Here is a 23286-nt window from a genome sequence, read left to right as displayed (position 1 = left end):
TGCTATTATTTGAAAATAATTTTATTCAATATTTTAAATTCAGCCCTGCAAATAACGCTGTCTTCCACCAAGTAAATGCAAAGCATTTCTACACTGCCTTTACCCTCATCAAAGTTACGGGTAATAAGCTCGTGATCTATTACAACATTATCAAATACCTGCCTGCTAATAAGCTTGGCAGACAGGTCTGGCTCCTTAAATCGTTCCGCTATATTGGCTTTAATGGCCTCGCGTCCCCTAGCCAGTACTGTGCCATCTATAAGTAATTGCACGGCCGTTGGTGCGTAGGTGTTACTCCATGCATCAATATCTTTTTGGTTATAGGCATCCAGTTGGGCTTGTACCACATGCTCGGCATTGTAGGTCATGAGTGTCGACTCTAGGTGAAGGTAAAAAATACGTGCGATTAGAGTTTATAAACAGCGTTAAATAAATCGAGATTTAAGGGAGAAGTAAACGCATTAGATTGCTGAAACTGTTGCCGAACAGTGCAACGGGCTTTTCAACTTACCGAAAAACCCGCTGGTATGCGCGCAAGTTTCTAATTAGTCCTGCTGTGGCTTTCTACCGCTAAAAATCCTGCCTATTAATGCACCTATAGCAATAACACCAATAATAATGAATTTCTTAAATGCGAAAAGGAATGCGCCAATTTTAGCAAAAAAGCCAAGCTTACTTGCCACCCCACCCGCTACTAGCGCCGCAAGGCCGTATTCAGCTACATGGTCTGTGGCGCTATTAAAGTCTTCATAGCGGTTGCCCTTGGTAAAATCAGTAACCGCCAATAGCGATGGCATAGTAGTTTTTACCTCTTGAATTTGGTTCATACCGGCTACCGCATTTAGCACCAATACCCCTTTTCTACCCAACACGCGTATATTGTAATTAAGTGCGTTCTCGTCGGTGCCACTTGTGGCAAGTTCTTTTGCCCAATAAAACTTATGGGTGCTTTTATCGTATGTGGGGCTTTCGGCCCAACCCACCAAATGCATAGCGCTATAACCCATCTCTATACGCTGTTTGTTATAGCTCTCGGTTTCTTTTTGCATGTCTTTCAGCAAATCGTTGTAATCAATATCGTCGGCATCTGCATCGCTTACATAGCCGTCGGCGTTATAAGTTATTATTACCCCCCAACCCTCTTGTGTAAGTGGGTTAACACCTGCGGGAATAATCATCCCTAATGATTTGTTGCCTGGAGGGTTTCCCCAGCCATCCACTAGCAAGGTTTCTGCGTTTTCGGGGTTAAGGTATTCAAATTTGTCACCCAATTGCATAGCTACTTTGCCGCCGGGCAGAGTGATGGTGCCTTTGGTAGGGTTTAGCGATTGGTAAAACTCATCCGCTGTAAGGTACTCACCTTCGTCTTCTGTAGTTGCTTGCGAGAACGCGAGGTTGCTAAATACCAAAGCTAGAATAGTAAATGTGCGTGCAACCAAGGTGTTAAGTGAATTGTTAGTAATGTGGTGCATGGTGGAATCCTTTTTAATGAAACTCCATAAAATAAAGCTGTAGAAACCCACAGCCGGTGATGGGGTGCTAGGTGTGTATAACACACCAGCGGATATCGTTATTTTTGGTAGCCAATCAAACTAACTAAAAACTGGCTAACGCCTTCTTTAAGCTTGCTGCGTGTCGGATTGTTTGGCAGGTGCGAACTGCAGGGTAGTAAATTGGCTTTTAGATTCTACTGTTTTCAATTCGGGTTTAGCTTTAGGGTAAAAGCTAATTACACCAATACCGCTTAATAAAATGGCGGCGCCATAAAATATAAATGGCTTATTGCCTTCTACTAGCGAGGTAATGGTTAAGATTAGAGCGGGTAGAAGCACGCCACCAGACAGTATGCCAAGCGCTATAGATTGTTTGAGCGAAGAGCGAGTATTTTTATAAAAGAAGATTTTACAGTGGGGGCAGCCAAAGGATTTTTCTGGTTTGCTCCAGTCTTCACAATAGGCGGACTGATCGTCGAAGTGATGATTGCATTCCGTGCACTGGTACTGCATGTTGCGTCTCCCTAACTCGCTGCGTAACGTCAATGTTACGGGCGTATTCCTATCGGTTGTACTGGCTGTGCTCTAGTTAAGCGTTCAATAAAGGTGCTTAAGGCATACGCTCTTGCATACGTATGTGTTATGCAATAGTAATGGCATGGCGTATATAAGTAAATTGCTAAGTAATAGCTGGTGGCTATAAATCGCCAATGTGAATGCTTACTTCTGTAATGGGTAGCTATTGACCGACGCTCTAGCGCCATTCACCGATATGGCACCCTCTAAGCCCGCCATTGGCTTTAATCTAAGCTTACGCCACATCACATAGGGAGAGCGCACAATGAACACTCAAACGATAGATCAAGATCAACTTCGCAGTAATATCACCAACCAACGCCACTGGGCACGGCTTGTGTATATGCTAATAATAGGTATTGCTTTGCATTTTAGCGGCATATTAATGTGGGTATTATGCGTATTGCAGTTTCTATTTACCCTGTTTACAGGGCAAGATAACGACCACCTACGTAATTTTGCGGCATCCTTAACCCGTTATATTAACCGCGGTTTGAAGTTTGTTAGTTACAATAGCGAGCACAAGCCGTTTCCGTTCGAAGCGTGGAACGAAACGCCTGTTGGCACTAATCAGCGCAATACCGCACCACAGCGCGAGCAAGAAAGTGACATAATCGACGTAGACCCAGAGCCAGTAGTGGATGAGCCGCAAACTAATGAAACCAATACTGCAACACAGGGCAACACAGAGGGCACTGCAACAAAAGATGAAGCAGCGCCACAACAGCCAAATACAGATTCAACAGACACACAAGATAAGCCCTCCGCCTAGGGCTTACTACAATATTACACCTGGTAAGAGAGAGCATTATGAAAAAGCACCGTGGCAACGCATCTATGCGCACGTTATTAGGGTTGGCTTTAATAGTATTCGCCGTACTGCTGTTTTTTAAAAATATTGGCATTCACTTTTCGGGAATGTTGCTAGGCAACTGGCCCATTGCCCTTATCGTGATAGGTGGTGTTTTACTTTACAGCGGTAAAAAAAGCGATGACGAAAATAAGCAAACCGAATTCTTACCGTATTTTCTAATAGGTATTGGTGTTCTATTTTTACTGTCTAAGTACAGCATTATTAGCTTGAGTATAGGTGCACTTATTGGGCCGCTAGTATTGCTATTTATAGGGGTAAATATTTTGCGGCCTCACAAAAAACGCAGCCAAAAAAACTATAGCGAAACCAAAGACGAGCAAGCAACCGATGCCGATGTGTTAGACGGTGAATGGGAGCCAATGGATGATGGCTCGATAAAAAGCGCTGCACCAGCCAGTAACGGTGAAGATACCCAAATAGATGTATTTACTATTCTTGGTGGTGGCAACTTTTCTACACGTTCTAAAGCCCTTTCGGGCGGTAATGTAATTGCGTTACTCGGCGGGGTAGATATAGATATCCGCGAAGCAGATGCTAATCAGCCTACCATAGAAATAGAAGTACTTGCTGTAATGGGGGGAGTAGAAATTAAAGTACCGCCCCACTGGGATGTGGTAGTTAAAGTATTGCCTTTACTTGGTGGTGTATCTAACAAAACCACTTGCCTAGCAGAAAAGCTAAGCTTACCCAAAAAACGCGTAGTTGTTACCGGTGTAGCGTTTATGGGTGGAGTAGAAATTAGAAACTAATTTCTAGCGAATTTAGCAAGTAACTAATGTAGCAAGTAAGACGTGTACTACTAAGAAATATAAAAGGAATTTCTATGGCCATGCACCCCATTTTTAATGCTAACCGCAGCTTGCTGGCTGTTGCGGTGCTATGGGGTGTGTTGTGCTTATTTATTACAGGCCTTATTGGTTGGGTGCTAACCGATGGCTATTACGACGATATGGTCGTGTCGATAGTGTTGTTAGCACTGCCTTGGTACTTTCTTCTTTTATTTTTCTGCTCATCTAATCTCTACATTTGCTCCCGCTACCCTCTCGATTCCAGTCCCTTAAAAGATCTTGTACGCGCCCAGTGCATAGCCGCATTAGGAAGCATTGGTTTATGGTTATTACTGGGCTGGGGTTGGGCGGAGCTACTAAATGAAATGGGCCTAAATGATGTAGACAATATTTTCGAAAACACCCTAGTGCTACACATTCTGCTGGGGTTAATACTTTATGGCGTATGGATACTGGTGCATTATGCTTTCCTTATTGCTAAAAGTAGCGAGCACCTAAGCGCAGAAGCCCTGCAGCAAAAATTGCTAATTAGCGAAATAGAATTACAGGCGGTTAAAGCTACGGTGCACCCGCACTTTATGTACAACAGTCTTACTATGCTGGCTAACCTATCGTTAATTGCACCGCAAAAAATTCATTCAATATGTGTGCAAATGTCCGACTTCTTGCGCTACAGCGTAAACTACGCGAAAAAAGAACAAGTAACGCTAGGGGACGAAATTAATCATATTAAAAATTACCTTTCGGTAGAGCGCGAACGCTACGGTGAGCACCTAAGCGTAAATTTTAATATCGACGATGCGGTATTGCCCATGGCATGCATGCCGTTGCTGTTATTTCCGTTGGTAGAAAACAGCATAAAACACGGTATAGGGTCTAATTTTGAAAACGGCTTTATTGATATATGCATACAATTGCACAACAAAACAATTGCAATAGAAATAAGTAACAGCGTAGATAGCCAAGCACCAGCGGCACAAAGTACCGGTATTGGTTTACCATCGTTAAAAAAACGGCTTGGTAGCTTTTACGGCCCAGCGGCGCAAATCAAAATTTCTAAAACGCCAGCTAGTAAACCAAGCCTAGAAGGTGCGAGCGCAGTGTTTCGCGTTAATCTGCGTTTACCGGCAATTAATCTTTTAAACAATAAACACAACGGCTAACACTATGCCAATTAATGCAATTATCGTAGATGACGAAGCCCATGCACGCCAAGCATTGCAGCATTTGCTTGGCACATATAAAGAAATTAATATTATTGCCCAGTGCGAGAATGGCAAAACCGCCGTAAAAGCCGTGCACGAGCTAGAGCCGCAGGTAATGTTTTTAGATATTCATATGCCCAAGCTAGATGGCTTTGAAGTACTAGAACTTTTAGGTGATGCGGCGCCAATAACCGTATTTATAACCGCACACGACGACTACGCCATACAAGCATTTGAAAATAACGCCTTAGACTATTTGTTAAAACCCGTAAGCGAAGAGCGTTTAGCGCGCACCGTAGAGCGCATTTGCCAGCGTATAAAAGAAGCCAACCTAACAGCACAGCCAAACCCAGAAGGCGAACAAAGCCAACGCACAACAGATGTAGTACAAAATTATATTCAACGCCAAGCCCCCATAGGCAGGGTACTAGTGCGAGATAAAGGCGACGTGCATGTAATTTCCACAACCAATATTATTGCTATAGAGGCCGCCGACGACTATGTGGTTATTCACGTCCCTGGCGGCACCCACATAAAACAAGAGCGCCTAAGCCGCTTAGAAGAACTACTAGACCCGCAACAATTCTGCCGCATTCATCGCTCTACCATTATTAACTTAGATTATTTACAGGGCATAGAAACCGAAGGCAAAGATACCCGCTTTGCCAACTTAAAAACTCCAGAAGGAGAGCAAAAACAATTTGCGATTAGTCGCGGGGGGTATGGGAAGTTGATTGAGGTATTGTGAGGGATAGAATATAGCTAACAGTTTACAGCTAACAGGGGGGAGTTCTAAATTTCTATGTTATTTCACCAATTTAATTTTTTCTTCGGTGAGAATATTTTTATGTGGGTTGTGTTATCTATTTTTTTGATGAACGTGGACTCTTTAACGCCCCTTCGGTTTAGCTATTGATACTTAGCCTGCTTACTATGTTTTCTATATTTTCATTTACTTCTGCGATAGTTGAGTTACCGGCATTAAAAACTACAAATACTTTATTCTTGTTTGCTGTATATTCGAGTATGGTTAATTCGTAGTTGTCTTCGCCCATAAAGGTATCAGTCCATGAAACTCGGTAGCCTTTATAATTATGAATTTTTATTGGTTTCTGCTCTAATTTAATTATGAGCGGTGAGTCTATCAAGCCTAAGCCGTGTATGGCTCGTTCGGTGTAATCGTGTAAATTAAGTGCATCTAGTAGGTGAGGGTTATCTGTTAGGTGCAGGTGGATTGTGAAAGTACCTAATTCTGAAATGTTAACTAGTATTTCGCGATTAGAATAGAGGCCTGGTGTTTTATCATACCGAAATACCCAATGCGCGGGGTATGAAACACTAATGTCTTTGTTTGTGTATTGAGTGTATGGACTACTCGGCGAAGGTTGACTTGACTCTTTAGCGCAGGAGGATACAAGTAAATAAAATAGAAAAATTACACTAAAGGTAGAAACAGACTTTGGCGTTAAAGACATATTTATCACTCCTTTGCTATTTGGACGATGTTACTAGCAAAATCCATTGCCAATATTTATGAGGCATTTATTTTATACGACTACGAATTGTAAATTTTATGCGAATGTAGCGAAAAGATAAGCGAGTCACACTTTTAGCGCAGAATACCGTAGAAGGGATTGATAGGCTGATTTTTTTGGCATGCAATTCTACGGCTAGGAGCTCGAATTAGCTCGTTTTTGGCATTCGATCAAGTCATACGTACTTGCTGGTATGTGTGATTCTTGCTCAAGGATCAATAATTTTAGAAGCCTTTAGTACAGCGCTTATTCGCTAAAATATATGATTACTAACTATTTTTTGCAATTGAAGTTGATGCAGACTATTTAAACTAAAAAAAGCGCCAATTAAAAAGGCGCTAACAGCGAATACAATAATCCTTAGGCTCTACCCTTTATTCGATAAAGCCATTACCTGTGCTAACGCCATTTCGTCGAAGTCCCCTACTACATTTACAAATACTACTTCTTGGTTATCTAGGGCGAGTATGCATAGGCCTGCGAGTGTGGTGTTGGTTTGGTCGGTGTGTTTAATTAGTATATGTACACGTTCGCCGTCGGCTTCTTTGGCGGATACGGCTATTTGCCAATTTTGTTCGATCAACTTTTCGTAAGCGGCGGCCACACGTTTATTGGCGAGTGCTTGATTGTTGGCTACTTTATAGTTTTTAACTTGTACGCCTTGTATATGTTGTAAAAAGGCTAGCTCTGGGTCTTGGCCGTTATCTAGCTTCATAACATAATGGATTAAACTTAGTGCCTTGGGGCCGAGCTTTAAGCTGAACCCTTTATCTAAGCCGCTAAACTGTGTCCAAGAGAGTTCTGCGTAGCCTGTTTGTTTATTCAAGCCAGACCCTGTACAAGCTACACATGCAAAAGCCGTTATTACTAAAAATATAATTGTTCGAATTTTCATCGTGCCCTCCATCGCTTTAGGTTGTGTTTTTTCGTTTTGCGCGACGCGTTTTTATAGATTTAAAGCGCCGGTTAAATCGTTGATACGCGCCGGGTCAATTTGCCCTACTAAATTAATAAATACCGCCTCTTTGCTATTTGTGTCTACTACCATTACCACCATGCCATCCATAACTTCGCCGGTACTTTTAGAAAAAATACGCACCTTCTCGCCCTCTTCGTTTACGCTAACAATAGGCACCCAATTATCTTTTCTAAGATGCTTGGTGGTTTTATCTATTAAGTTAAGCGCAGCCTGCGCATCGTCGGTAATGTTGTAAACGCGTACGGTAATGCTTTCTATATTAGACGCGAGTTCCGATAGTTCTGGATTCTCTTTTTTAGAAAAAGCGCCAATTAAACCCAATAACTGTTTTGAAAGGTTAATTTCTACTTTGGCTTCGCCGTATTCGTTACTTAAATCGTCGAAGGCAACTAGCCCTGCCGATTGGGCGTAACTGGCGTTTGCGCCTAAGCTAAAAAGTAGTAACCCAGCCCAACAAATGGCGTGAATAACTTTTGGTAATTTCATAGTGGTTCCCTTAACTTGACGATAAGTTGGTGAGCGTTTTAACGATAGGGTTAACAGTGCTGCGCTCTAATTCGGTATTTATAGTGCTGGTTACGCTGCTGGCCGCCTTTTTGTTGGCTTTGTTTAAATAATGCAGCGCGAGTTCAAAATCTTTTTGTGCCTGCAGGGCTTCTTGGTTTACAGGCGCAGGCTGCGGGCTAAGTAATAGTGCAATAACTACGCTGGCGACAAGCGCGGCTGCGCCAAACCAGCGGCTTATTGTTGCGCGGCTAAGTGGCGCAGGCTGTTTGCTGGCTTGCGGAATTGCATACAACTTGGCCTGCAGGCTGGCGGGTGGGTCTACTAGGTCAAAGCCCTCTTCGCCCGCGCTTTCGTCCATAAATATACGGTCGATAAGTGCTTGTTCATCAATCGCTTTATTGGGTTGGCTGGTTGTGTTTGTGCTCATAGGTCTACCCCTTGCAAAAGTGCGCGCAATTGTTGGCGGGCGCGGTGGCTGTACACCTTTACTTGGTTCTCGCTTAACCCAAGGTGTTGGGCAATAGTTTTCACACTTTGTTGCTGTATCTCGGCCATTTGAATTAGGCTTTTGTACGGTTCTTTCATTTTGCTTAAGGCATGTGTAAGCCAATGGCTTAATTGGCTGTTTGCCAGTGCGTTGCTTGGGTTGCCGTCGCTGCGCTCGCATACAAGCTCTTCATCTAGCGCTTGGGTATCTGTGCGTTTGCGCAGCAGGTCTATACACACATTGCGGGTTACGTGTAGCAACCATGCTTTGGCGTGGTGGTCTTCTACCTTGCTTATATGCTTCCACAGGCGCTCGTATACCTCTTGGCATGCGTCCTCTGCTTCGGTACTGTTACCCAGCATGTGCAAGGCCTTGCTATATACAAGGCGTTGGTACTGGTTAACGTAGGTTCGGTATTGAAATTCCATTCGGCTTCTTTTGGGTTGCTGTTAACCAATAAAACGGTGCAACCAGAAAAAGGTTACAGAATTAATTGGTTTTTTGTTCACAGCATATCGCTCGCTAGCGTTCCATTAGCCTAAGTTCGCCATTTTCTGCTACCCAAATACCGCTTTTAGTCGAAATGGCAATTGAAAGGTCGTGCAGTAAATTTAGGTAAGGGTGAATTGCTGCTGGGTAGTCGCTTACTATATGGCTTACTACCACCATGCTCAATTTAGAATCTTTAGGCCTGCTGCTGTCGGTTAGGTTAAGCGCAAAGCAGGATTTCGAAAACGGCGTAACCTGTGTGATTTCGCCTGAGGCTATATTAATCGTGACCTTATGGTGGCCCCCTACCTGCATTACGCCATACTGAGTGCTGGCGGCGAGTAAATACACGTGTAGTTGGCCGTTGGCCTCGTCTGGCAGCACAACCGTATTGTACGGCTGATTACAGCGGTCGATGTTTGCGGTTAGTGCAGTAATGCGAGCCTTTAGCATGGCCAGTTCCAGCTCGTCTAGTGTGCGCTTGGGTTCGGGGTATAGCTTGGCGGCCATATTTTTATCAAACACCACATCGGCAAATACTTCGTAGTTATCACCCTCTTGCCCTACTCCACGTGTGCGCTGGTAAAAAGATACAGTGTAATCTTCGTTATTTGGGTGGGTTATCCAGCCCACGAAGTTGGGGTATAGGCTAACGTCCATTTGTGCTTGTACTAAATCGGACGCGAACGAAGCGCGGCTGTCTTTTTTATAAAGTTCTCGCCCAGTTTGCGTTAGCTGCTTTACCAATGTTTTTTCGGTGTGAGTTAACGGTGTATCGGGCTTGCTGGGTGTGCTTGCGTTACAGCCTACAAGGCTAAGTGTTAAGGCCAGAAAGGCGTAAATAGCTAGTTTCACGCGGGGCTCCTTTTGCGTCAATTATTATTGCGTTAGAGGCCGAGTGTAGCAGCTAAAGGGTAAAAAACGAAAAGCTAAAGCAAAACAAAGGATAGGAGCCACGGCGCAAAATGTTAACACAAAGGGGGCAACACCAAGGCCGTGGCATATGGCTTAAATATCCAATGCGGCAGTTAATTCGCCTATGCGCGCTGGGTCTATTTGGCCAACTATATTAATAAATACGGCTTCGCCTTTGGGTTTGCCATCTTTTGGCTCTTGCCCTACAACCATTACTACTAGGCCATCCATAATATTATTTTTTGTTTTAGAGAATATACGCACTTTGCTGTCTGGCTCAGAAACACTAACAATGGGCTCCCACTTATCTTTTTTTAGGGCTTTGGTAGTTTTATCAACCAAGGCGATGGCTTTATCTGCATTGGTGTCTAGCTGATATACCCTTACAGTAATGTTTTCTATATTGGCGGTAAGCTCTGCCAGTTCTGGGTTTTCATTTTTGGTTAAGCTGCCTAGCAAGCCAATTAGTTGCTTAGATAGGTTAATTTCTACCATCGGGTTGCCGTAATCTTTGCGCAAACTATCAAAATCTAACGTGCTATTACCTGCTGCTAAACTAGGTGCGGCGAGTAGTGCTAGGTTTAATACACAAGCGCTAAAAAGTGCAATTAAGGTACGAGTTTTCATTAGGTTATTCCTTTACTGTAAATAATATAAGCAGGTTCCCTCTCGGTTAGCCTGCGGCTTTTTCGCTGAGTAGATGGCGGTTAACCGCTTCTGTTGTTGATATAAACGAACAGCACAGAAAAAGGTTACAAAAATTTTTAAGTAAAGTTACAAGCGGGCGAACAGCTAAGTGGTGTAGCTAGAAAGAAAAGCGGTGAGAGGTTTGATAAGCGTAAACTAAAAGGAGGGCATTGCGCCCCCCTGTTTGAATAAGTGTAAAAGCTTACTGCTTGTTAATTTCGAATAATTTCTGTAACAGTGTTAGATAAATCTTCGCTCATTACTTCGTTGGAATATACACCCCAGCGGAAGTGGTAAAGCGCACTGGTATTGCCGTTCTTGGCTTCGTCTGTGCGGCCGCTGAACTTTTTGCTGCTGTTAAAATACACTTCGAACTGATCGCCATTGGTGCGAATTTTAATTTTGAACGATCTAGAGCCGTTGGCGTAATCTTGGTCGTCACTAATACGAATATTGCCGTTACCGCGCGACCCCATGTGGATGCGTCCGTTAGATTTTACTTCAATGCGCAACTGCGGCCCGCAACAGCCGGCAAACAATTGAGCAATGGTGTAAGTGTAGTCTAACTTTTTGCTGGGTTTCATTCTGGCTTCAAAGGTGTGCCATGTGGAGCCTGCTTTAAACTTAAGCCCTTGGCCAGCTTCTGTGCGAGCATGTACGCGGGCGCCAGGTACGTTATCTGCTAGGTTGTCGCCGGTAAATAATTTAAACACTTGTTTACCGTTAGATTCCTCAAACCATTTAGACGCTTTACAGAATTCGTAGCGGTTTAAATCTGTATCGATAACGGTAAATAAATTAAATGGCGTTGGAATGTTTTCGGCAGGAGTATTAAGTGTGCACACAGAGGTTGTGGCACGCTTGAGGCGCAGCCAGTTTAAATTAAAGTTTCCGCTTTGCGCTTGAATGCGTAACGTTTTTTTACCGGTGCTTAAATTGCCAATATTGTTATTCAGGGTTTGCCAATTTTGCCAGCCGCCGGTATTGCCTATGCTAAATGTACTGCTGTTGTTGCCATTTATTTCTGCGGTAAACATACCACCGCCTACAGCAGATGCGACGCGTGCTTCTAATACATAATTGCCCGCTTCGGTAACGTTAATGGGGTATTCCAGCCATTCGTTTGCCGCAAACCAACCTACGTCGTAACCACCGTTACTATCGCTTGTGGTTTCTACGTCTACATTGTCGTTGCGATACGCACCACCAGTGTTGCCATTGGTTGTGTCGTAAAAGCCTGTGTAATCCTCCGCTTGTACCAAGCCAGGAACATCTACCGCCGCACCGCGTACCGTTAGCTTAAAGCTAGCTTGTTTGGTGTCGCCGTCGTTATCGGTGGCTACCGCTTTTATTGTGTGTGTACCAACGGGTAGGCCATTTAATTCGTCTGGCTCAGCAGCTGCGCCCCACTCGTAAGGTGCGTAAAGCTCTTGTCGTACTAATTGGTTGTTAATAAACAGCTCTACACTGGCAATGCTGCCGTCGCTATCGCTGGCGTTCACGGTTACAGAAAGAGCATAACCTTCGTCGACTGTTAGGTTGCCCGTTGGGCTAGCAAACGAAACCGACGGCGGGTTATTGCTCGCCACTTGCTGGGTGTAACACGCTTTGCGCACCCCAAAAATAGGGTCGCCAAAGGTTTGATTAGAGCAATTAACCGAACCGGTTTGATTGTAAGCGTAATAAAACGAGCCATTCGCGCCGTAGGCAACGTTGGTGGTTCCGTTTAAATACACCGTTTCGTTTTCGGCAGCAGCGTAGTTATAACCCGCCGGGCCAGTTTGCGCATGCGCTAACGCGCCACAACCCAGTACATAAACAGCAGTACAGAGTGTGGTAAAAAACTTGATACAACATGATTTCATAGCAGTGATCCTCTTATTTTAATTGTTGGTATTAACAATGAATAAAGTGCAAAAAGCGGCGCTTAAGGCGGTTGTACGTACAAGCTACACCAGCTCTACTACGTATTAGCGATAGATAAATGTTGGTAATGTGGTAAAGCCAATGGGTTAGGTTTTATTTTACTTTCCCAGTTACCAATACTAGCAAGGGCAAATCAAAGAGTTGCAGCTAAAATACGTAAAAACACCTTATTTTGTCTTATTTATCGCAATTAACTGCTTTTTTACGATGAATAAATACATGCTTAATGCACAGAAGCATATGTAACATAGTAATTATGTTGTTGACTATAAGTTAGTGGCGAAAATGAGAAGTGGTAAGGCAGTAGGATAGGTTGCAGCTATCAGTTAACAGCCAAGTAAATAAAGCATTTGCCCATGTAGGCCTGATAAGCGCAGCGCCATCAGGCGGGGGCGAACACAGAAGAGAGACGAAGGGCGCTCAAACTAGATCAAAATAATTCTCGGATAACCAGCCAGCTGTGATCTGTAGACTGTCCAGCTGTAAGCTCGACCTTCAAACAGCCAAGTAAATAGAGCATTTACTTATGTAGGCCTGATAAGCGCTGCGCCATCAGGCAGGGGGCAAGCACAGAAGAGAGGCGAAGGGCATTCAAACTAGATCAAAATAATTCGCGGATAACCAGCCAGCTGTAATCTGTAGACTGTCCAGCTGGTAGCTCGACCTTCACCCCCTATTCCTATCTAAAAACACTTTCATTTGCTCTAACCCATCGCAAAAAGACTGTAAATCTTGGTCCGCGACACTGCCGAATGCAGAAAATACCAGTGGGCCGGTGGTTTGTCGGGCTTCGTTTAGTTTTTCTAAGCCATAAGGGGTTATTTGTAGCCACTTTATGCGTGCATCGTCTTTGTCGTTTTGTTTTTGCAGGCAAGCGAGTTTTTCTAGTGCATTAACGGCCTTGGTAATGCCGGGCTGATTGATGCCCATTACTTTTACCAATTGGCTAATGGTGTGACGTTGTTGGGGGGCGTGGCTGAAGTGGTTAAGCAGGCTCATTTGAGTAAGGTTTAGCCCAAGTGGGCGCAGCTGCTTGTCTATTTGTGGTGTGAGTAAGTCGTGGCAAATCATAAAATTTACCACTGCGCGCTGTAACAGCCCTATTTTTTTATCGTCCATCCAGTTTTAAGCCTTTGTTTTAAATAATAAATTCAAATTCGTCATTATTTTTCCGACGCTTTTGTATTGCTGAAGATTGACAAAGTATTCCGTGGAATGCAATTATATATTCCGTGGAATGAAGTTGTGTTTTTAGCTTAATGCAAGGCCCAACCTTTAAGGGCCGCCTACTGCGAGGATAAGTAAATGTTTAAACGTTACGGTGATGTATGTGCAAAACTTGCCAACAGACTAAATGTTTGGCAATGGTGGTTAATGGCAATAGTACTTTGGGTGGTAAGCCAGCAAACAATGGGTTGGTTAAATGGCCTATACGCTGCTAGCCAATTTCCGGTGTCGTTTTTTGTGGGGCAAACTACGTTTAATGCCGCAGAACTAAAAAGCTACTATGCAGTACTGTTAGAGTTGGGCACGCTAGATAAATTTATTGGCGTGCAACTGGCCGATTATGTGTATATGGCTACGGTGTTGGCATCTTTGTTTGTAGCTATGGTGGCGGTTTATCGCATTCTGCCAAATATAACTTGGCTTAAAAAAATAGGTTGGTTCATGGTGCTGCTCTCCCCTGCAGCCGCTGGGTTTGATGCATTGGAAAATTTAATATCGTTTATATTACTCGCTAACCCGTTAACTTTTTCCGATTGGCTGGTATACCCTTATTCAAGTTTGGCTGTCGCAAAATTTGGTGCTTACGCTGTAACTTACCTATGGGCAATCCTTGCTTTGTTAAGCTGTGCAATAGTTTGGCCCTATGTGCTTATTAAACAAAAATTTGGTCGTGTAGCAACGGTCTAATAACATACTTATACGGAGATAAAAAATGAAAACAATACTTAGTAAGCATATAGCCGCTGGCATACTTTCAAGCTTAGTAGCCACAACAGGCATGGCTGCAGAACTAACCGTAACGGTAAAAGGTATAGCCAAAGCCGAAGGTAACTTAATTGTAAATGTGTATAAAGAGAGTGATGATTGGCTATCGCTTGATGCTGGCGCCGCGACAAAAACATTTGTTGTCGATTTAACTAAAGCCGAATCTTTAAATGCTATTAAAGTAAAAGCAGATTTGCCAAAGGGTGTATACGCTGCCACTGCAATTCACGATTTAAACAGCGATGGCAAACTAGGTAAAAACTGGATGGGCATTCCGCAGGAGCCTGTCGGCCAAACAGGTGACAGTAAAAAATTGATGGGGCCACCTAAATTTAAGGCCAGCGCATTCGCAGTGGAAGAGGCCGCAGTAGCGCAAGAGATTGTAATTGTTGGATATTAGCGTTTAAGGTTAGGGGCAGTAATACAATTAAATACGGTATTTGTTTGTATTAATTGCCCTTTATATCAATTTCAATGGCGATGTTGGGTTACAAGAGAAAGCTTATGCGAGTTTTAGTGTTTATATTGCTTCTAGGTTGCTACGCGAACACATATGCGATGGATGATGAGCCTAACCTATGTGAATCTGATGAGGCTATTTTGTTTTCCTGCGCTACCGGAACAAAAAGTGCTCTCAGTTTGAGCTACTAAATTACTCAGTAAAAGCGAAGGCAAGTTAACCTATCGGTTCGGTGAGTCGAAGCAAACAGTAGAGTTAGCATACTCGGCAAATTATGATTCATTAGAAGAAAAGTTTAATTACTCCTATAGCAGTTATCCTAAAGGTGCCGTAAGTGAACTTTCATTTAGTATAGGCCAGTACCTTTATACGGTTCATGTCGACACCCATGTTTTTAGGGGGAGTTCAGCAGGTGCCTTTATTGAAAGGCAAGGTGAGATTATTGCTTATAAAGCGTGCAATAACGCCTATCAAAAGAATAATTTATATAGGAACCTCTGATTAACCCCAACGCTTTTTGGCTCTCGCAAAAAGCAATTGGGGTTAATCAGAGTTTCCTATAGTATTTCAAAGGCTGGTTTTAATACCAGTGAAGCTAGAGGCATAGGTACTAAGCCTGACTAGCTTGGTAAAAATGGTAGCTTAACTAAAATCTGCGCTTAATAATTTTCTACGCTCTTCGGCACCTATGCTTGGCGGTATATTCCCATATAAAACACCGCCGCCATTTTCAATTTAAATATCCACACTTATTTCGAATTATAACGCGGTCTATTCGAGCATTAACGCCACTAGCTTGCATGGCGTATAAATAGCTAAGAATGAGGCCTGATTCGTTATTTCAATGGTGTGCTTGTTGTACGCTTTTGTTGATGCCTGCCTAGTCGCTTATTAATAATGAGTTTTTGGCGTATTAATCATGATGCATGCAGGTGCGCCTGCACTGTGAAGCGAGTAACATTTTTCATTACATGGTGTTATCTATTTGTTCGGTGGTGAAAGATTTTGTATTTCAAATACGTTTGTTTTTTGTGTTTGCAATTCAATAAAAGCTATTGAATTCTAAGTTAAGTATGTCTTTTCCTTTTTAATGCCCGCAAAAATAGCTAATACCTATTAACAGAAAGTTTTTTGTAATTGTTATTTCTATTCAATAGCGACGATTTTATATATCTGGCGCTTAATCCTGTTGTGGGGCATGTATTTTGTTTTTGTGATTAAAAATACTTATAGCGCTGTTCAATAATTAAAATTGGTAGTGAGGTTTGGTGGTAATAAATAATTGCTAGGTTAACGGGGCCACTCGACACTTGGAATTTGGTGCACTGTGCGAATGAATTCACCCTGTTAGCTAAAATAATACACAAACCAATACTCAAACCAATAAAAAAGAGGATAGCGTTTATGGAACCCTTATTCCCCAAGAGGTTACTTTCGATTGCTGTTTTGTGTGTGGCAAGCGCCACAGCGCAGGCAGACACGGGTATGAACCCCGATAACGATTACTGGTGGCCCAATCGGTTAAGCTTGGAGCCCTTGCGCGATTCTTCGCTTTCTGCAGACCCCCGCGGTGCAAACTTCGACTATAACGAAGCATTGAAAGATCTAGATGTAGAGGCTTTAAAAAAAGATCTTAAACAAGTGATGACCGCATCACAGGATTGGTGGCCCGCAGACTATGGCCACTATGGCCCATTCTTTATCCGTCTGTCGTGGCATGCGGCGGGTACTTACCGCATGATTGATGGTCGTGGCGGTGCCGATGGTGGCATGCAGCGTTTTGCTCCTTTAAACAGTTGGCCAGATAACGCCAGTTTGGATAAAGCCAGACGCCTACTGCAACCCATTAAACAGAAATACGGCAACAACTTGTCTTGGTCGGATCTGTTGGTATTAGCCGGTACTATCGGCATGGAAGATATGGGGTTCCCGATTGTTGGTTTTGCCTTTGGTCGCGACGATGAGTGGGAGCCAGAGGAAGTAAACTGGGGGCCAGAGGGACAGTGGTTAACTGATAGGCGTCACTCTGGTGATCGCAAATTAGATAAGCCTTTTGGCGCAACCGAAATGGGCCTTATTTACGTCAACCCAGAGGGCCCTCATGGCAACCCAGACCCAATTGCTGCGGCACACGATATTCGTCAGGCTTTTGGCCGCATGGGTATGAGCGATGAAGAAACCGTTGCGCTTATTGCTGGTGGCCACACCTTTGGTAAAGCGCACGGTGCACACAAGCCATCCGATTGTGTGGGTGCCGACCCAGAAGCTGCCAGTATGGAAGAGCAAGGACTCGGTTGGACCAACAAATGCGGCAAGGGTAACGCCGAAGATACAGTTACTAGTGGCCTAGAAGGTGCTTGGACCGTAAGCCCTGCCGAGTGGACACACAACTTTTTACAGAACCTATACGCCTTTGAGTGGGAACTTACTACTAGCCCTGCGGGTGCCAAGCAGTGGGTACCTAAAGGCGGCGCTGCGACTAACATGGTGCCCGATGCCCACGACAGCAGTAAGCGTCACGCGCCTATTATGTTAACTACAGACTTGGCGCTGAAGGAAGATCCCGCCTACCGCAAAATTACTCAGCGCTGGTTGGAAGACCCCGAGGAATTTACCCGTGCGTTTGCGCGCGCCTGGTTCAAGCTCACTCACCGCGATATGGGCCCAGTGTCTCGTTATAAAGGTGAGCTGGTGCCGAGTGATACTTTTGTGTGGCAAGACCCAGTGCCCGTTGCCGATTACAAACAAATCGGTGAGCGCGATGTTAAAAAGCTAAAAGCAGCTATTTTGGATTCCGGTTTAAGTACCAGTGATTTGGTAAAAACCGCATGGGCATCGGCAGCGTCTTTCCGCACAACAGATATGCGCGGTGGTGCGAACGGTGCGCGAATTCGTTTGGCCCCACAAAAAGATTGGGCCGTAAACCAGCCGCAGGACTTGCAGCGCGTATTGAAGGTGCTCGAAGGTGTGCAGAGAGAATTCAATAAAAAATCACGTAAAACAAAAGTCTCGCTTGCGGATGTAATTGTTTTGGGTGGCGCCGCAGCCATTGAGCAGGCCGCTAAAAAAGCGGGCCATAAGGTTGAGGTGCCCTTTTTCCCTGGTCGCACCGACGCCAGCCAAGAAATGACCGACGTAAGTACTTTTGCTTGGTTGGAGCCTAAGTCTGACGGGTTCCGAAATTTCCACGCTGAGGGCTACAAGCGCAACCCAGCCGAAGCGCTGGTTGAACGCGCGGCGCTATTGGGTTTAACCGCGCCAGAAATGACTGCATTGGTAGGTGGCTTACGCGTATTGCAAGCTAATGCCGACGGCAGCCAACACGGTGTGTTTACCGACAACCCCGGCAGTTTGACTAACGACTTTTTTGTAAACTTGGTGGATATGTCTACCGTATGGAAAAAGTCTGACACCGAAGCGGGTTTGTACAAAGGGCTGGATCGAAACTCGGGTAAAGTGAAGTGGACTGCCACCTCCGCCGACCTGATTTTTGGTTCTAACTCAGAGCTGCGCGCCATAGCCGAGTACTACTCACAGAGTGATAGCCAAAAAACTTTTGTACAGGATTTTATAAACGCTTGGAGCAAGGTGATGACCGCAGACAGGTTTGATCTAAAATAAAAAGTGGTAATTGCACTTTTCAGCTAATGTAAAAAGCCCGAATGCTCTTCGGGCTTTTTTTGTTTTAAAATTTGGTTTTTTATCACCACGAATATTCACCATTCATACCGTAACGCTAAGTTAGTCTAAGAGCTACGTATCCACCGTGGACGAGGTGCGAGTAGTGTAAAAAATTATGCGTGTTTGGGGTAAATGTTTAAGCGTTAGGGGGCGGGAATATCGTCAAATTCAATATTTGGTCGTGTTAATTGCCCTTTTACATTTAATTTTATGGTGATGGTATATTCGTAGTTGTAGCGGTTAAAATTCACTTGCTAAACTGCCATAAAATAATAAAAGGACGTAATTATGCCTCGCCAATTTACATTTACTCGAGAAAATGCCGAAGTAAGAAAAGCGCTCTCGCCAGAACAGTTAGCAGCTGTACGTCAATGGCAAAACGAGCGTTTAGATTATCAATTTGAATTTCATACTCAGCATATGGCCGGCTGGCCCTGCTACCTTCGCGAACCCGATGGTCCAAATAGAAACTTGCCTAAAGTTAATCTTAAAGAATACATCGGCCAATTACTTCAAGGCAGCAGTGTGCGAACACAAGCAAATGTGAATGACTTTGAGGCGGTTATAGCGGCCAATATCGATGCGTTTAAAGCAATGGCGGAGCTGTTTTACGAAGGTGAAGAAGTTGCCACAAGCACTGAGCCAACTTGGCATGTTGAATTTGCATGTAACAGAGATAAAAAAGCAAAAACAGTTTTTATACGTTTGCCTTCGCGAGCTAAAGCTTTAGGTGCAGCTTTCTGGGATAATATGAAATCGCGTGCGGAGAAACCAAATTGCCCTTTACATCGCAATGCAAAATGCTTGGATGACACTGCCGTGCAATTAGAGCCTGCTGAAGCGCGAAAGGTAACTAAGTACTATAACGATAATAGTGAAATAGTTGGTTGAATTTTAGTTTGTAATGACCAGCTTACATAAAACTAACCGCAACGGATTGTGTGTGGGTAACAACGAAGGCAATAGTTAAAAGTATATTTCTCTAAACTGTTACCCGTCCCCTGCCCCATTCGTTATTTGCTCGCCTTAATCCATTTGTTACTGGTATCTACAACAGCCTTCATCTTGCGCAATAATTGGTAAACACCGAAATAGCTTCTATCAAAATACAATTGGTCGCGGGTGAGTGAATACAGGCTTTCCATTGCGGTTTTATGGTTGGCCCTGTTCATGTCGGTGGGTGGTGGTGGCAGCTGGCTAAAGTCGTAATAGTTCGACTCGGTTGGGCCAGATAGAGTATTGCCGTTAATATCTTTACGTGTAGGTGCGTAAGGCGTGCTCATCCAGTCTTGCAGTGGGCCAAGTATGGGGTATACGTGGTTTATATAGCGGTCGTATTCCATATCTTGCGATAATATTCTTAGTTGTTTGTAGCTTTCAAAAACCTGTGGCTGATTTTTATTTAATATGGCGCTAACTAAATGCCCCATATTTTCGGTAAATGCTTTATCCAGTTTTTTAACGCAGCCAAAATCTATTAAGCCAATATCGCCGTTTGCTAAAAACAAATAGTTACCCATATGCGGGTCGGCATGTAGTGCGTTTAGTTCGAAAGCGCCATGGGTAAAAATATTAAATATTATTTGCCCCGCGCGGTTTCTTTGTGCCTGTGTGGGGTTAGTGCTTAACCATTCTTCTACGTGTAACCCCTCTAAAAATTCTGTGCAAATAACACGTTGGGTGCTAAAAGCGTTATACACCTTCGGAATACGCACGCCTGCTACATTCAAATTATGGGCAAACCAGCGTGTATTTTCGGCTTCTTGCTCGTAGTTTATTTCATCTTTTAAGCAGCGTTCTATTTCGTCTAGCGTAGTTTCTAATACGTGTTTGTTGGGTACATGGCTGGTGGTTTTAGACAAACTATTAAGTATAAAAGACAACATTTTTAAATCGCTATCAATCGATTCGCCAATGCCTGGGTATTGTATTTTTACGGCAACAGTTTGCTGCTCGCCGGTTTCGGGCAAGGTAATGCTGGCTTTGTGTACTTGGCCAAGGCTGGCTGCGGCACAGGCTTGGGGTTCGAACTTGTCGAATACTTTACTCGGTTCTTTACCTAGCTCTTGAATAAACATTTTGCGAATTAACGCGCGATTAATAGGCGGTACTTGATAACAGCTTTTGGCTAATTCTTTGCGAATACCTTCGGGTAATAAATCGGCCTCTAAGCTAAGTAATTGCGATGCTTTTAATGCTGTGCCGCGCATTTGGCTTAAGCCGCTAAAAAGTATGCGCCCTATTTCGGCCTCGTGGTCGAGTTTTAGTTGCGCTTTCTTTTCTACATTGGCGCTGCTGGTGAGGGTTTTATTTTTTAAATAATTTAAGTGGCGTATGCCAGATTTGGCCGCCATGCCGGTAGTTTTAAGTGCGCGAGATAGTTTGGTAGATAATATTTTTTGGTTGTTGTCGGGTTCTAAGCTATCTACTTCATCGTCAACAGTGTGTGTGCTCACAGAGGCATTCCTTATCAGCAATATGCTGCAATTTTAAAATTAGGATTGGTTATTGCTTGGCGAGGGTTTCTTTAAATTCCTGCATCATATTTAGCAATCCCCCGCCGCTGCTTAGGCCGCGCAACAAATGGGTTTTAATAATAAAACCTGCCATATCAATCGCTTTATTTATAAACCCGCTTTTTAGTACGCTATCAATAATGCCTATAGATAAATCAGTTAATTGAGTAGTGTTGCTAAACCCTTTCGAATTGTCTTTCATCCAATAAAACGTAATACCCAATATGTAGTCGGTTAGTAGCGTGGCCAGCATGCCTTGCATGGGGATATCAGGGTAAGCTTCGTCGTGGTCGAGGTTGCTAAGTAAGGTGGTAAGTTCTTGCTTGTAGCTTTTGGCTACTTCTAGCTCATCTTTAAGCAACGTAATGGGCGATTTAATTATTTGCTTAAGGCTAAGCTCAACAAATTCCCTATCTGCCATAAGTTGCTCTAAGAAGGTGTCCACCAGTAGTTGCAGCTTCTCGGCAAAGGTAAAGCTTTCTAGGTCATCGGTGTTGCGGTACTCGGCCAATGCGTCGGCGCCGCGGGTGTCGTAAAAGCCGAGAATAAGTTTGTCTTTATTGGCGAAGTATTTGTAGATGGTGGCATCCCCTACCCCCGCTTCGCGCGCGATTTGCTTCATAGTGGTGTTGTCGAAGCCATTTAGTACAAATAAATCGGCTGCGGCGCTAACAATTTTGCGCTGGGTTTCGAGTTTTTGTTCCTTGCTGATTTTCATAATGAATACAAACTCTCTATTAATCTATAGTATTTAGCATTTAATCTATAGTTAAAAAGCGTATTGTGCAAGTTTTGTTCGTTGTGTTTTTGGGGTTTTTAACAGGTGAGTTTGTAAGTGATTGAAATTACTGGATTATTTTTTATGGCTAAAGAATTAAGTAATTTTCGGGGTTACTCGGCATAAGCTTTAGTAAACTTGCACCCATTAGAGATTAACCATAAGCAATGGCTGGTTGACAGCCGCGGGTTGGAAACACAATGAAACAAGGTTTCGAGGTATTTTGGCGCTTCTTATTGTTGGGCTTTGTAAGCTTTGGCGGCCCAGCGGCGCATATAGGTTATTTTCGCAACGCGTTTGTAGAAAAGCGCCAATGGTTAACCGAAGAAGCCTTTGCCCGTCTGTTGGCTCTTAGTCAATTTTTGCCCGGCCCAGGGTCGAGCCAATTGGGGTTTGCCATAGGCCTACAGCGCGCGGGGCTAGCTGGTGGCATAGCGGCGTTTTTGGGTTTTACTCTGCCCTCTTTCTTGCTGATGTATTTTATTGCCGCAATAAATGTGGATGAGCACACTCAAGGTGAGCTTGGCGCAACCGTGCGCGCAGTGTTACAGGGTTTAAAGTTGCTGGCGGTGGTTGTTGTGGCCGATGCGGCATTGAGTATGTTTAAAACCTTTTGCACAACTCGCCTTGCCGTGGCCATAGCGCTGGCGACGGCTATTGCTTTATTAATGGCGCCAACGTTATGGATGCAAATGGCAGTGCTAATTACCGCCGCATTGGTGGGGTGTGTTTGGGGCAAGCCCGCGCCGCAACCGGCAGCGCCAAGCAGTGGTTTTAAGTTATTGCCACTAAGTTTATTCGCCATGTTGTTTATTGGTTTGCCTATTGCGGCTACGCAGTTTAGCCAAATACAGTTTTTTGCCGAGTTTTATAAAGCCGGTAGTTTGGTGTTTGGCGGTGGGCATGTGGTGCTGCCGTTATTACAGCAAACCGTGGGCAGCGCCATATCGCCAGATCAATTTTTAACAGGCTACGCCGCCGCGCAAGCTGTGCCCGGCCCAATGTTTACCTTCGCCACCTTCCTAGGCGCCGAGCTGGCGGTACTTTCTTCGCTTAGCCCTATTCAAGGCGCATTACTGGCCACGTTGGCTATATTTTTACCCGGCTTTTTACTGGTGCTTGGCCTGCAGGGGGCGTGGCAAAACGTGGCAAATAAACCCAAAATTGCTGGCGCCGCGTGGGGTATAAACGCCGCTGTGGTAGGCCTGCTTATTGCCGCACTCTACAACCCCGTATTTATAAGCGCCGTTTTTTCACCCAAAGATATGGCCATGGTACTAGCTGGCTTATTTGCCCTGCGCGTAATGCGGGTACCTATTGTTTATTTGGTGGTGGGCTTTGGTGTGGTGCGTATTTGGTTGTAGTTTGTTGGTGGTTTAATTCTATTCTAAATGCAGC

At 44.0% G+C, this 23286-nt stretch carries 23 protein-coding genes; 9 read left to right on the top strand and 14 right to left on the bottom strand.

Annotated elements, in window-relative coordinates; genetic code table 11:
- Window positions 1-5: 5 nt before the first annotated feature.
- The 3 genes from SDE_RS20420 to SDE_RS20410 all read right to left on the bottom strand — a co-directional run bounded on the left by SDE_RS20420 (window position 6) and on the right by SDE_RS20410 (window position 2006).
- The gene (locus tag SDE_RS20420) at window positions 6-368 is read right to left on the bottom strand and encodes a nuclear transport factor 2 family protein (RefSeq protein WP_011470376.1); all 363 of its coding nucleotides are present in this window, start codon (window positions 366-368) and stop codon (window positions 6-8) included.
- 177 nt (window positions 369-545) lie between these two features.
- Window positions 546-1472, bottom strand: coding sequence for a DUF2167 domain-containing protein (locus tag SDE_RS20415; RefSeq protein ID WP_011470375.1), 927 nt, complete (start codon window positions 1470-1472; stop codon window positions 546-548).
- A 147-nt stretch (window positions 1473-1619) separates the two neighbouring features.
- Complete coding sequence (locus SDE_RS20410; protein ID WP_011470374.1) at window positions 1620-2006, bottom strand: hypothetical protein; 387 nt, start codon at window positions 2004-2006, stop codon at window positions 1620-1622.
- 328 nt (window positions 2007-2334) lie between these two features.
- Between SDE_RS20410 and SDE_RS22135 the strand changes: the two genes are divergently transcribed.
- The 4 genes from SDE_RS22135 to SDE_RS20390 all read left to right on the top strand — a co-directional run bounded on the left by SDE_RS22135 (window position 2335) and on the right by SDE_RS20390 (window position 5684).
- Window positions 2335-2841 (top strand): DUF4389 domain-containing protein, encoded by a 507-nt coding sequence (locus SDE_RS22135; RefSeq protein WP_011470373.1) that lies wholly within the window; start codon window positions 2335-2337, stop codon window positions 2839-2841.
- A gap of 38 nt (window positions 2842-2879) precedes the next feature.
- Window positions 2880-3692, top strand: coding sequence for a LiaF transmembrane domain-containing protein (locus tag SDE_RS20400; protein WP_011470372.1), 813 nt, complete (start codon window positions 2880-2882; stop codon window positions 3690-3692).
- Between the two features lie 74 nt (window positions 3693-3766).
- Window positions 3767-4894: a sensor histidine kinase gene (locus SDE_RS20395; RefSeq protein ID WP_011470371.1), complete on the top strand. Its 1128-nt coding sequence runs from the start codon at window positions 3767-3769 to the stop codon at window positions 4892-4894.
- Window positions 4895-4898: 4 nt separating this feature from the next.
- Complete coding sequence (locus SDE_RS20390; RefSeq protein ID WP_011470370.1) at window positions 4899-5684, top strand: LytR/AlgR family response regulator transcription factor; 786 nt, start codon at window positions 4899-4901, stop codon at window positions 5682-5684.
- Between the two features lie 157 nt (window positions 5685-5841).
- Here SDE_RS20390 and SDE_RS20385 read toward each other — a convergent pair whose 3' ends face one another.
- From SDE_RS20385 to SDE_RS20345, 9 genes are all read right to left on the bottom strand, one after another.
- The gene (locus tag SDE_RS20385; RefSeq protein WP_011470369.1) at window positions 5842-6411 is read right to left on the bottom strand and encodes a hypothetical protein; all 570 of its coding nucleotides are present in this window, start codon (window positions 6409-6411) and stop codon (window positions 5842-5844) included.
- A 427-nt stretch (window positions 6412-6838) separates the two neighbouring features.
- The gene (locus tag SDE_RS20380) at window positions 6839-7366 is read right to left on the bottom strand and encodes a DUF4252 domain-containing protein (RefSeq protein WP_011470368.1); all 528 of its coding nucleotides are present in this window, start codon (window positions 7364-7366) and stop codon (window positions 6839-6841) included.
- Window positions 7367-7417: 51 nt separating this feature from the next.
- Window positions 7418-7936, bottom strand: a complete 519-nt coding sequence (locus tag SDE_RS20375; RefSeq protein WP_011470367.1) for a DUF4252 domain-containing protein — start codon at window positions 7934-7936, stop codon at window positions 7418-7420.
- Window positions 7937-7946: 10 nt separating this feature from the next.
- The gene (locus SDE_RS20370; RefSeq protein ID WP_011470366.1) at window positions 7947-8384 is read right to left on the bottom strand and encodes a hypothetical protein; all 438 of its coding nucleotides are present in this window, start codon (window positions 8382-8384) and stop codon (window positions 7947-7949) included.
- Window positions 8381-8872: an RNA polymerase sigma factor gene (locus SDE_RS21695; RefSeq protein ID WP_011470365.1), complete on the bottom strand. Its 492-nt coding sequence runs from the start codon at window positions 8870-8872 to the stop codon at window positions 8381-8383. The genes SDE_RS20370 and SDE_RS21695 overlap by 4 nt, the downstream gene beginning before the upstream one ends.
- A 94-nt stretch (window positions 8873-8966) precedes the next feature.
- On the bottom strand, window positions 8967-9788 hold the full coding sequence (locus tag SDE_RS20360; RefSeq protein ID WP_011470364.1) for a hypothetical protein: 822 nt from the start codon (window positions 9786-9788) through the stop codon (window positions 8967-8969).
- Between the two features lie 153 nt (window positions 9789-9941).
- Entirely contained in the window at window positions 9942-10475 is a 534-nt protein-coding gene (locus tag SDE_RS20355) for a DUF4252 domain-containing protein (RefSeq protein WP_011470363.1), read from the bottom strand.
- A gap of 272 nt (window positions 10476-10747) precedes the next feature.
- Window positions 10748-12400: a carbohydrate-binding protein gene (locus SDE_RS20350; RefSeq protein WP_011470362.1), complete on the bottom strand. Its 1653-nt coding sequence runs from the start codon at window positions 12398-12400 to the stop codon at window positions 10748-10750.
- A 727-nt stretch (window positions 12401-13127) separates the two neighbouring features.
- Window positions 13128-13580 (bottom strand): MarR family winged helix-turn-helix transcriptional regulator, encoded by a 453-nt coding sequence (locus SDE_RS20345; protein ID WP_011470361.1) that lies wholly within the window; start codon window positions 13578-13580, stop codon window positions 13128-13130.
- A gap of 186 nt (window positions 13581-13766) precedes the next feature.
- Between SDE_RS20345 and SDE_RS20340 the strand changes: the two genes are divergently transcribed.
- The 4 genes from SDE_RS20340 to SDE_RS20325 all read left to right on the top strand — a co-directional run bounded on the left by SDE_RS20340 (window position 13767) and on the right by SDE_RS20325 (window position 19485).
- Window positions 13767-14375, top strand: coding sequence for a hypothetical protein (locus SDE_RS20340; RefSeq protein WP_011470360.1), 609 nt, complete (start codon window positions 13767-13769; stop codon window positions 14373-14375).
- A gap of 25 nt (window positions 14376-14400) precedes the next feature.
- Entirely contained in the window at window positions 14401-14853 is a 453-nt protein-coding gene (locus SDE_RS21690) for a DUF2141 domain-containing protein (RefSeq protein ID WP_011470359.1), read from the top strand.
- A gap of 1464 nt (window positions 14854-16317) precedes the next feature.
- Window positions 16318-18534: a catalase/peroxidase HPI gene (gene katG, locus SDE_RS20330; RefSeq protein WP_011470358.1), complete on the top strand. Its 2217-nt coding sequence runs from the start codon at window positions 16318-16320 to the stop codon at window positions 18532-18534.
- Window positions 18535-18882: 348 nt separating this feature from the next.
- Complete coding sequence (locus SDE_RS20325) at window positions 18883-19485, top strand: hypothetical protein (protein ID WP_011470357.1); 603 nt, start codon at window positions 18883-18885, stop codon at window positions 19483-19485.
- Window positions 19486-19607: 122 nt separating this feature from the next.
- On the opposite strand, the gene SDE_RS20320 is transcribed toward SDE_RS20325, so the two are convergent.
- Both SDE_RS20320 and SDE_RS20315 read right to left on the bottom strand, forming a co-directional pair.
- A complete protein-coding gene (locus SDE_RS20320; RefSeq protein WP_011470356.1) occupies window positions 19608-21050 on the bottom strand; it encodes an ABC1 kinase family protein in 1443 nt (480 codons plus the stop codon).
- Between the two features lie 49 nt (window positions 21051-21099).
- Complete coding sequence (locus tag SDE_RS20315; protein ID WP_011470355.1) at window positions 21100-21828, bottom strand: TetR/AcrR family transcriptional regulator; 729 nt, start codon at window positions 21826-21828, stop codon at window positions 21100-21102.
- A gap of 260 nt (window positions 21829-22088) precedes the next feature.
- On the opposite strand from SDE_RS20315, the gene chrA reads away from it, so the two are divergent.
- Window positions 22089-23252 carry a chromate efflux transporter gene (gene chrA, locus SDE_RS20310; protein WP_011470354.1) on the top strand — a complete coding sequence of 388 codons (1164 nt, stop codon included), beginning with the start codon at window positions 22089-22091 and terminating at the stop codon, window positions 23250-23252.
- The last annotated feature ends 34 nt before the right edge of the window (window positions 23253-23286 follow it).

It is taken from the genome of Saccharophagus degradans 2-40 (genome assembly GCF_000013665.1).
Taxonomy (GTDB): Bacteria; Pseudomonadota; Gammaproteobacteria; order Pseudomonadales; family Cellvibrionaceae; genus Saccharophagus; species Saccharophagus degradans.
Note: the sequence above shows the minus strand (reverse complement) of the source record. Positions and strands in the feature narration are given on the sequence as shown.

Coding starts and splice junctions, on each gene's coding strand:
- SDE_RS20420 (WP_011470376.1), bottom strand. CDS start 368: ATGACCTACAATGCCGAGCATGTGGTACAAGCCCAACTGGATGCCTAT.
- SDE_RS20415 (WP_011470375.1), bottom strand. CDS start 1,472: ATGCACCACATTACTAACAATTCACTTAACACCTTGGTTGCACGCACA.
- SDE_RS20410 (WP_011470374.1), bottom strand. CDS start 2,006: ATGCAGTACCAGTGCACGGAATGCAATCATCACTTCGACGATCAGTCC.
- SDE_RS22135 (WP_011470373.1), top strand. CDS start 2,335: ATGAACACTCAAACGATAGATCAAGATCAACTTCGCAGTAATATCACC.
- SDE_RS20400 (WP_011470372.1), top strand. CDS start 2,880: ATGAAAAAGCACCGTGGCAACGCATCTATGCGCACGTTATTAGGGTTG.
- SDE_RS20395 (WP_011470371.1), top strand. CDS start 3,767: ATGGCCATGCACCCCATTTTTAATGCTAACCGCAGCTTGCTGGCTGTT.
- SDE_RS20390 (WP_011470370.1), top strand. CDS start 4,899: ATGCCAATTAATGCAATTATCGTAGATGACGAAGCCCATGCACGCCAA.
- SDE_RS20385 (WP_011470369.1), bottom strand. CDS start 6,411: ATGTCTTTAACGCCAAAGTCTGTTTCTACCTTTAGTGTAATTTTTCTA.
- SDE_RS20380 (WP_011470368.1), bottom strand. CDS start 7,366: ATGAAAATTCGAACAATTATATTTTTAGTAATAACGGCTTTTGCATGT.
- SDE_RS20375 (WP_011470367.1), bottom strand. CDS start 7,936: ATGAAATTACCAAAAGTTATTCACGCCATTTGTTGGGCTGGGTTACTA.
- SDE_RS20370 (WP_011470366.1), bottom strand. CDS start 8,384: ATGAGCACAAACACAACCAGCCAACCCAATAAAGCGATTGATGAACAA.
- SDE_RS21695 (WP_011470365.1), bottom strand. CDS start 8,872: ATGGAATTTCAATACCGAACCTACGTTAACCAGTACCAACGCCTTGTA.
- SDE_RS20355 (WP_011470363.1), bottom strand. CDS start 10,475: ATGAAAACTCGTACCTTAATTGCACTTTTTAGCGCTTGTGTATTAAAC.
- SDE_RS20350 (WP_011470362.1), bottom strand. CDS start 12,400: ATGAAATCATGTTGTATCAAGTTTTTTACCACACTCTGTACTGCTGTT.
- SDE_RS20345 (WP_011470361.1), bottom strand. CDS start 13,580: ATGGACGATAAAAAAATAGGGCTGTTACAGCGCGCAGTGGTAAATTTT.
- SDE_RS20340 (WP_011470360.1), top strand. CDS start 13,767: ATGTTTAAACGTTACGGTGATGTATGTGCAAAACTTGCCAACAGACTA.
- SDE_RS21690 (WP_011470359.1), top strand. CDS start 14,401: ATGAAAACAATACTTAGTAAGCATATAGCCGCTGGCATACTTTCAAGC.
- katG (WP_011470358.1), top strand. CDS start 16,318: ATGGAACCCTTATTCCCCAAGAGGTTACTTTCGATTGCTGTTTTGTGT.
- SDE_RS20325 (WP_011470357.1), top strand. CDS start 18,883: ATGCCTCGCCAATTTACATTTACTCGAGAAAATGCCGAAGTAAGAAAA.
- SDE_RS20315 (WP_011470355.1), bottom strand. CDS start 21,828: ATGAAAATCAGCAAGGAACAAAAACTCGAAACCCAGCGCAAAATTGTT.
- chrA (WP_011470354.1), top strand. CDS start 22,089: ATGAAACAAGGTTTCGAGGTATTTTGGCGCTTCTTATTGTTGGGCTTT.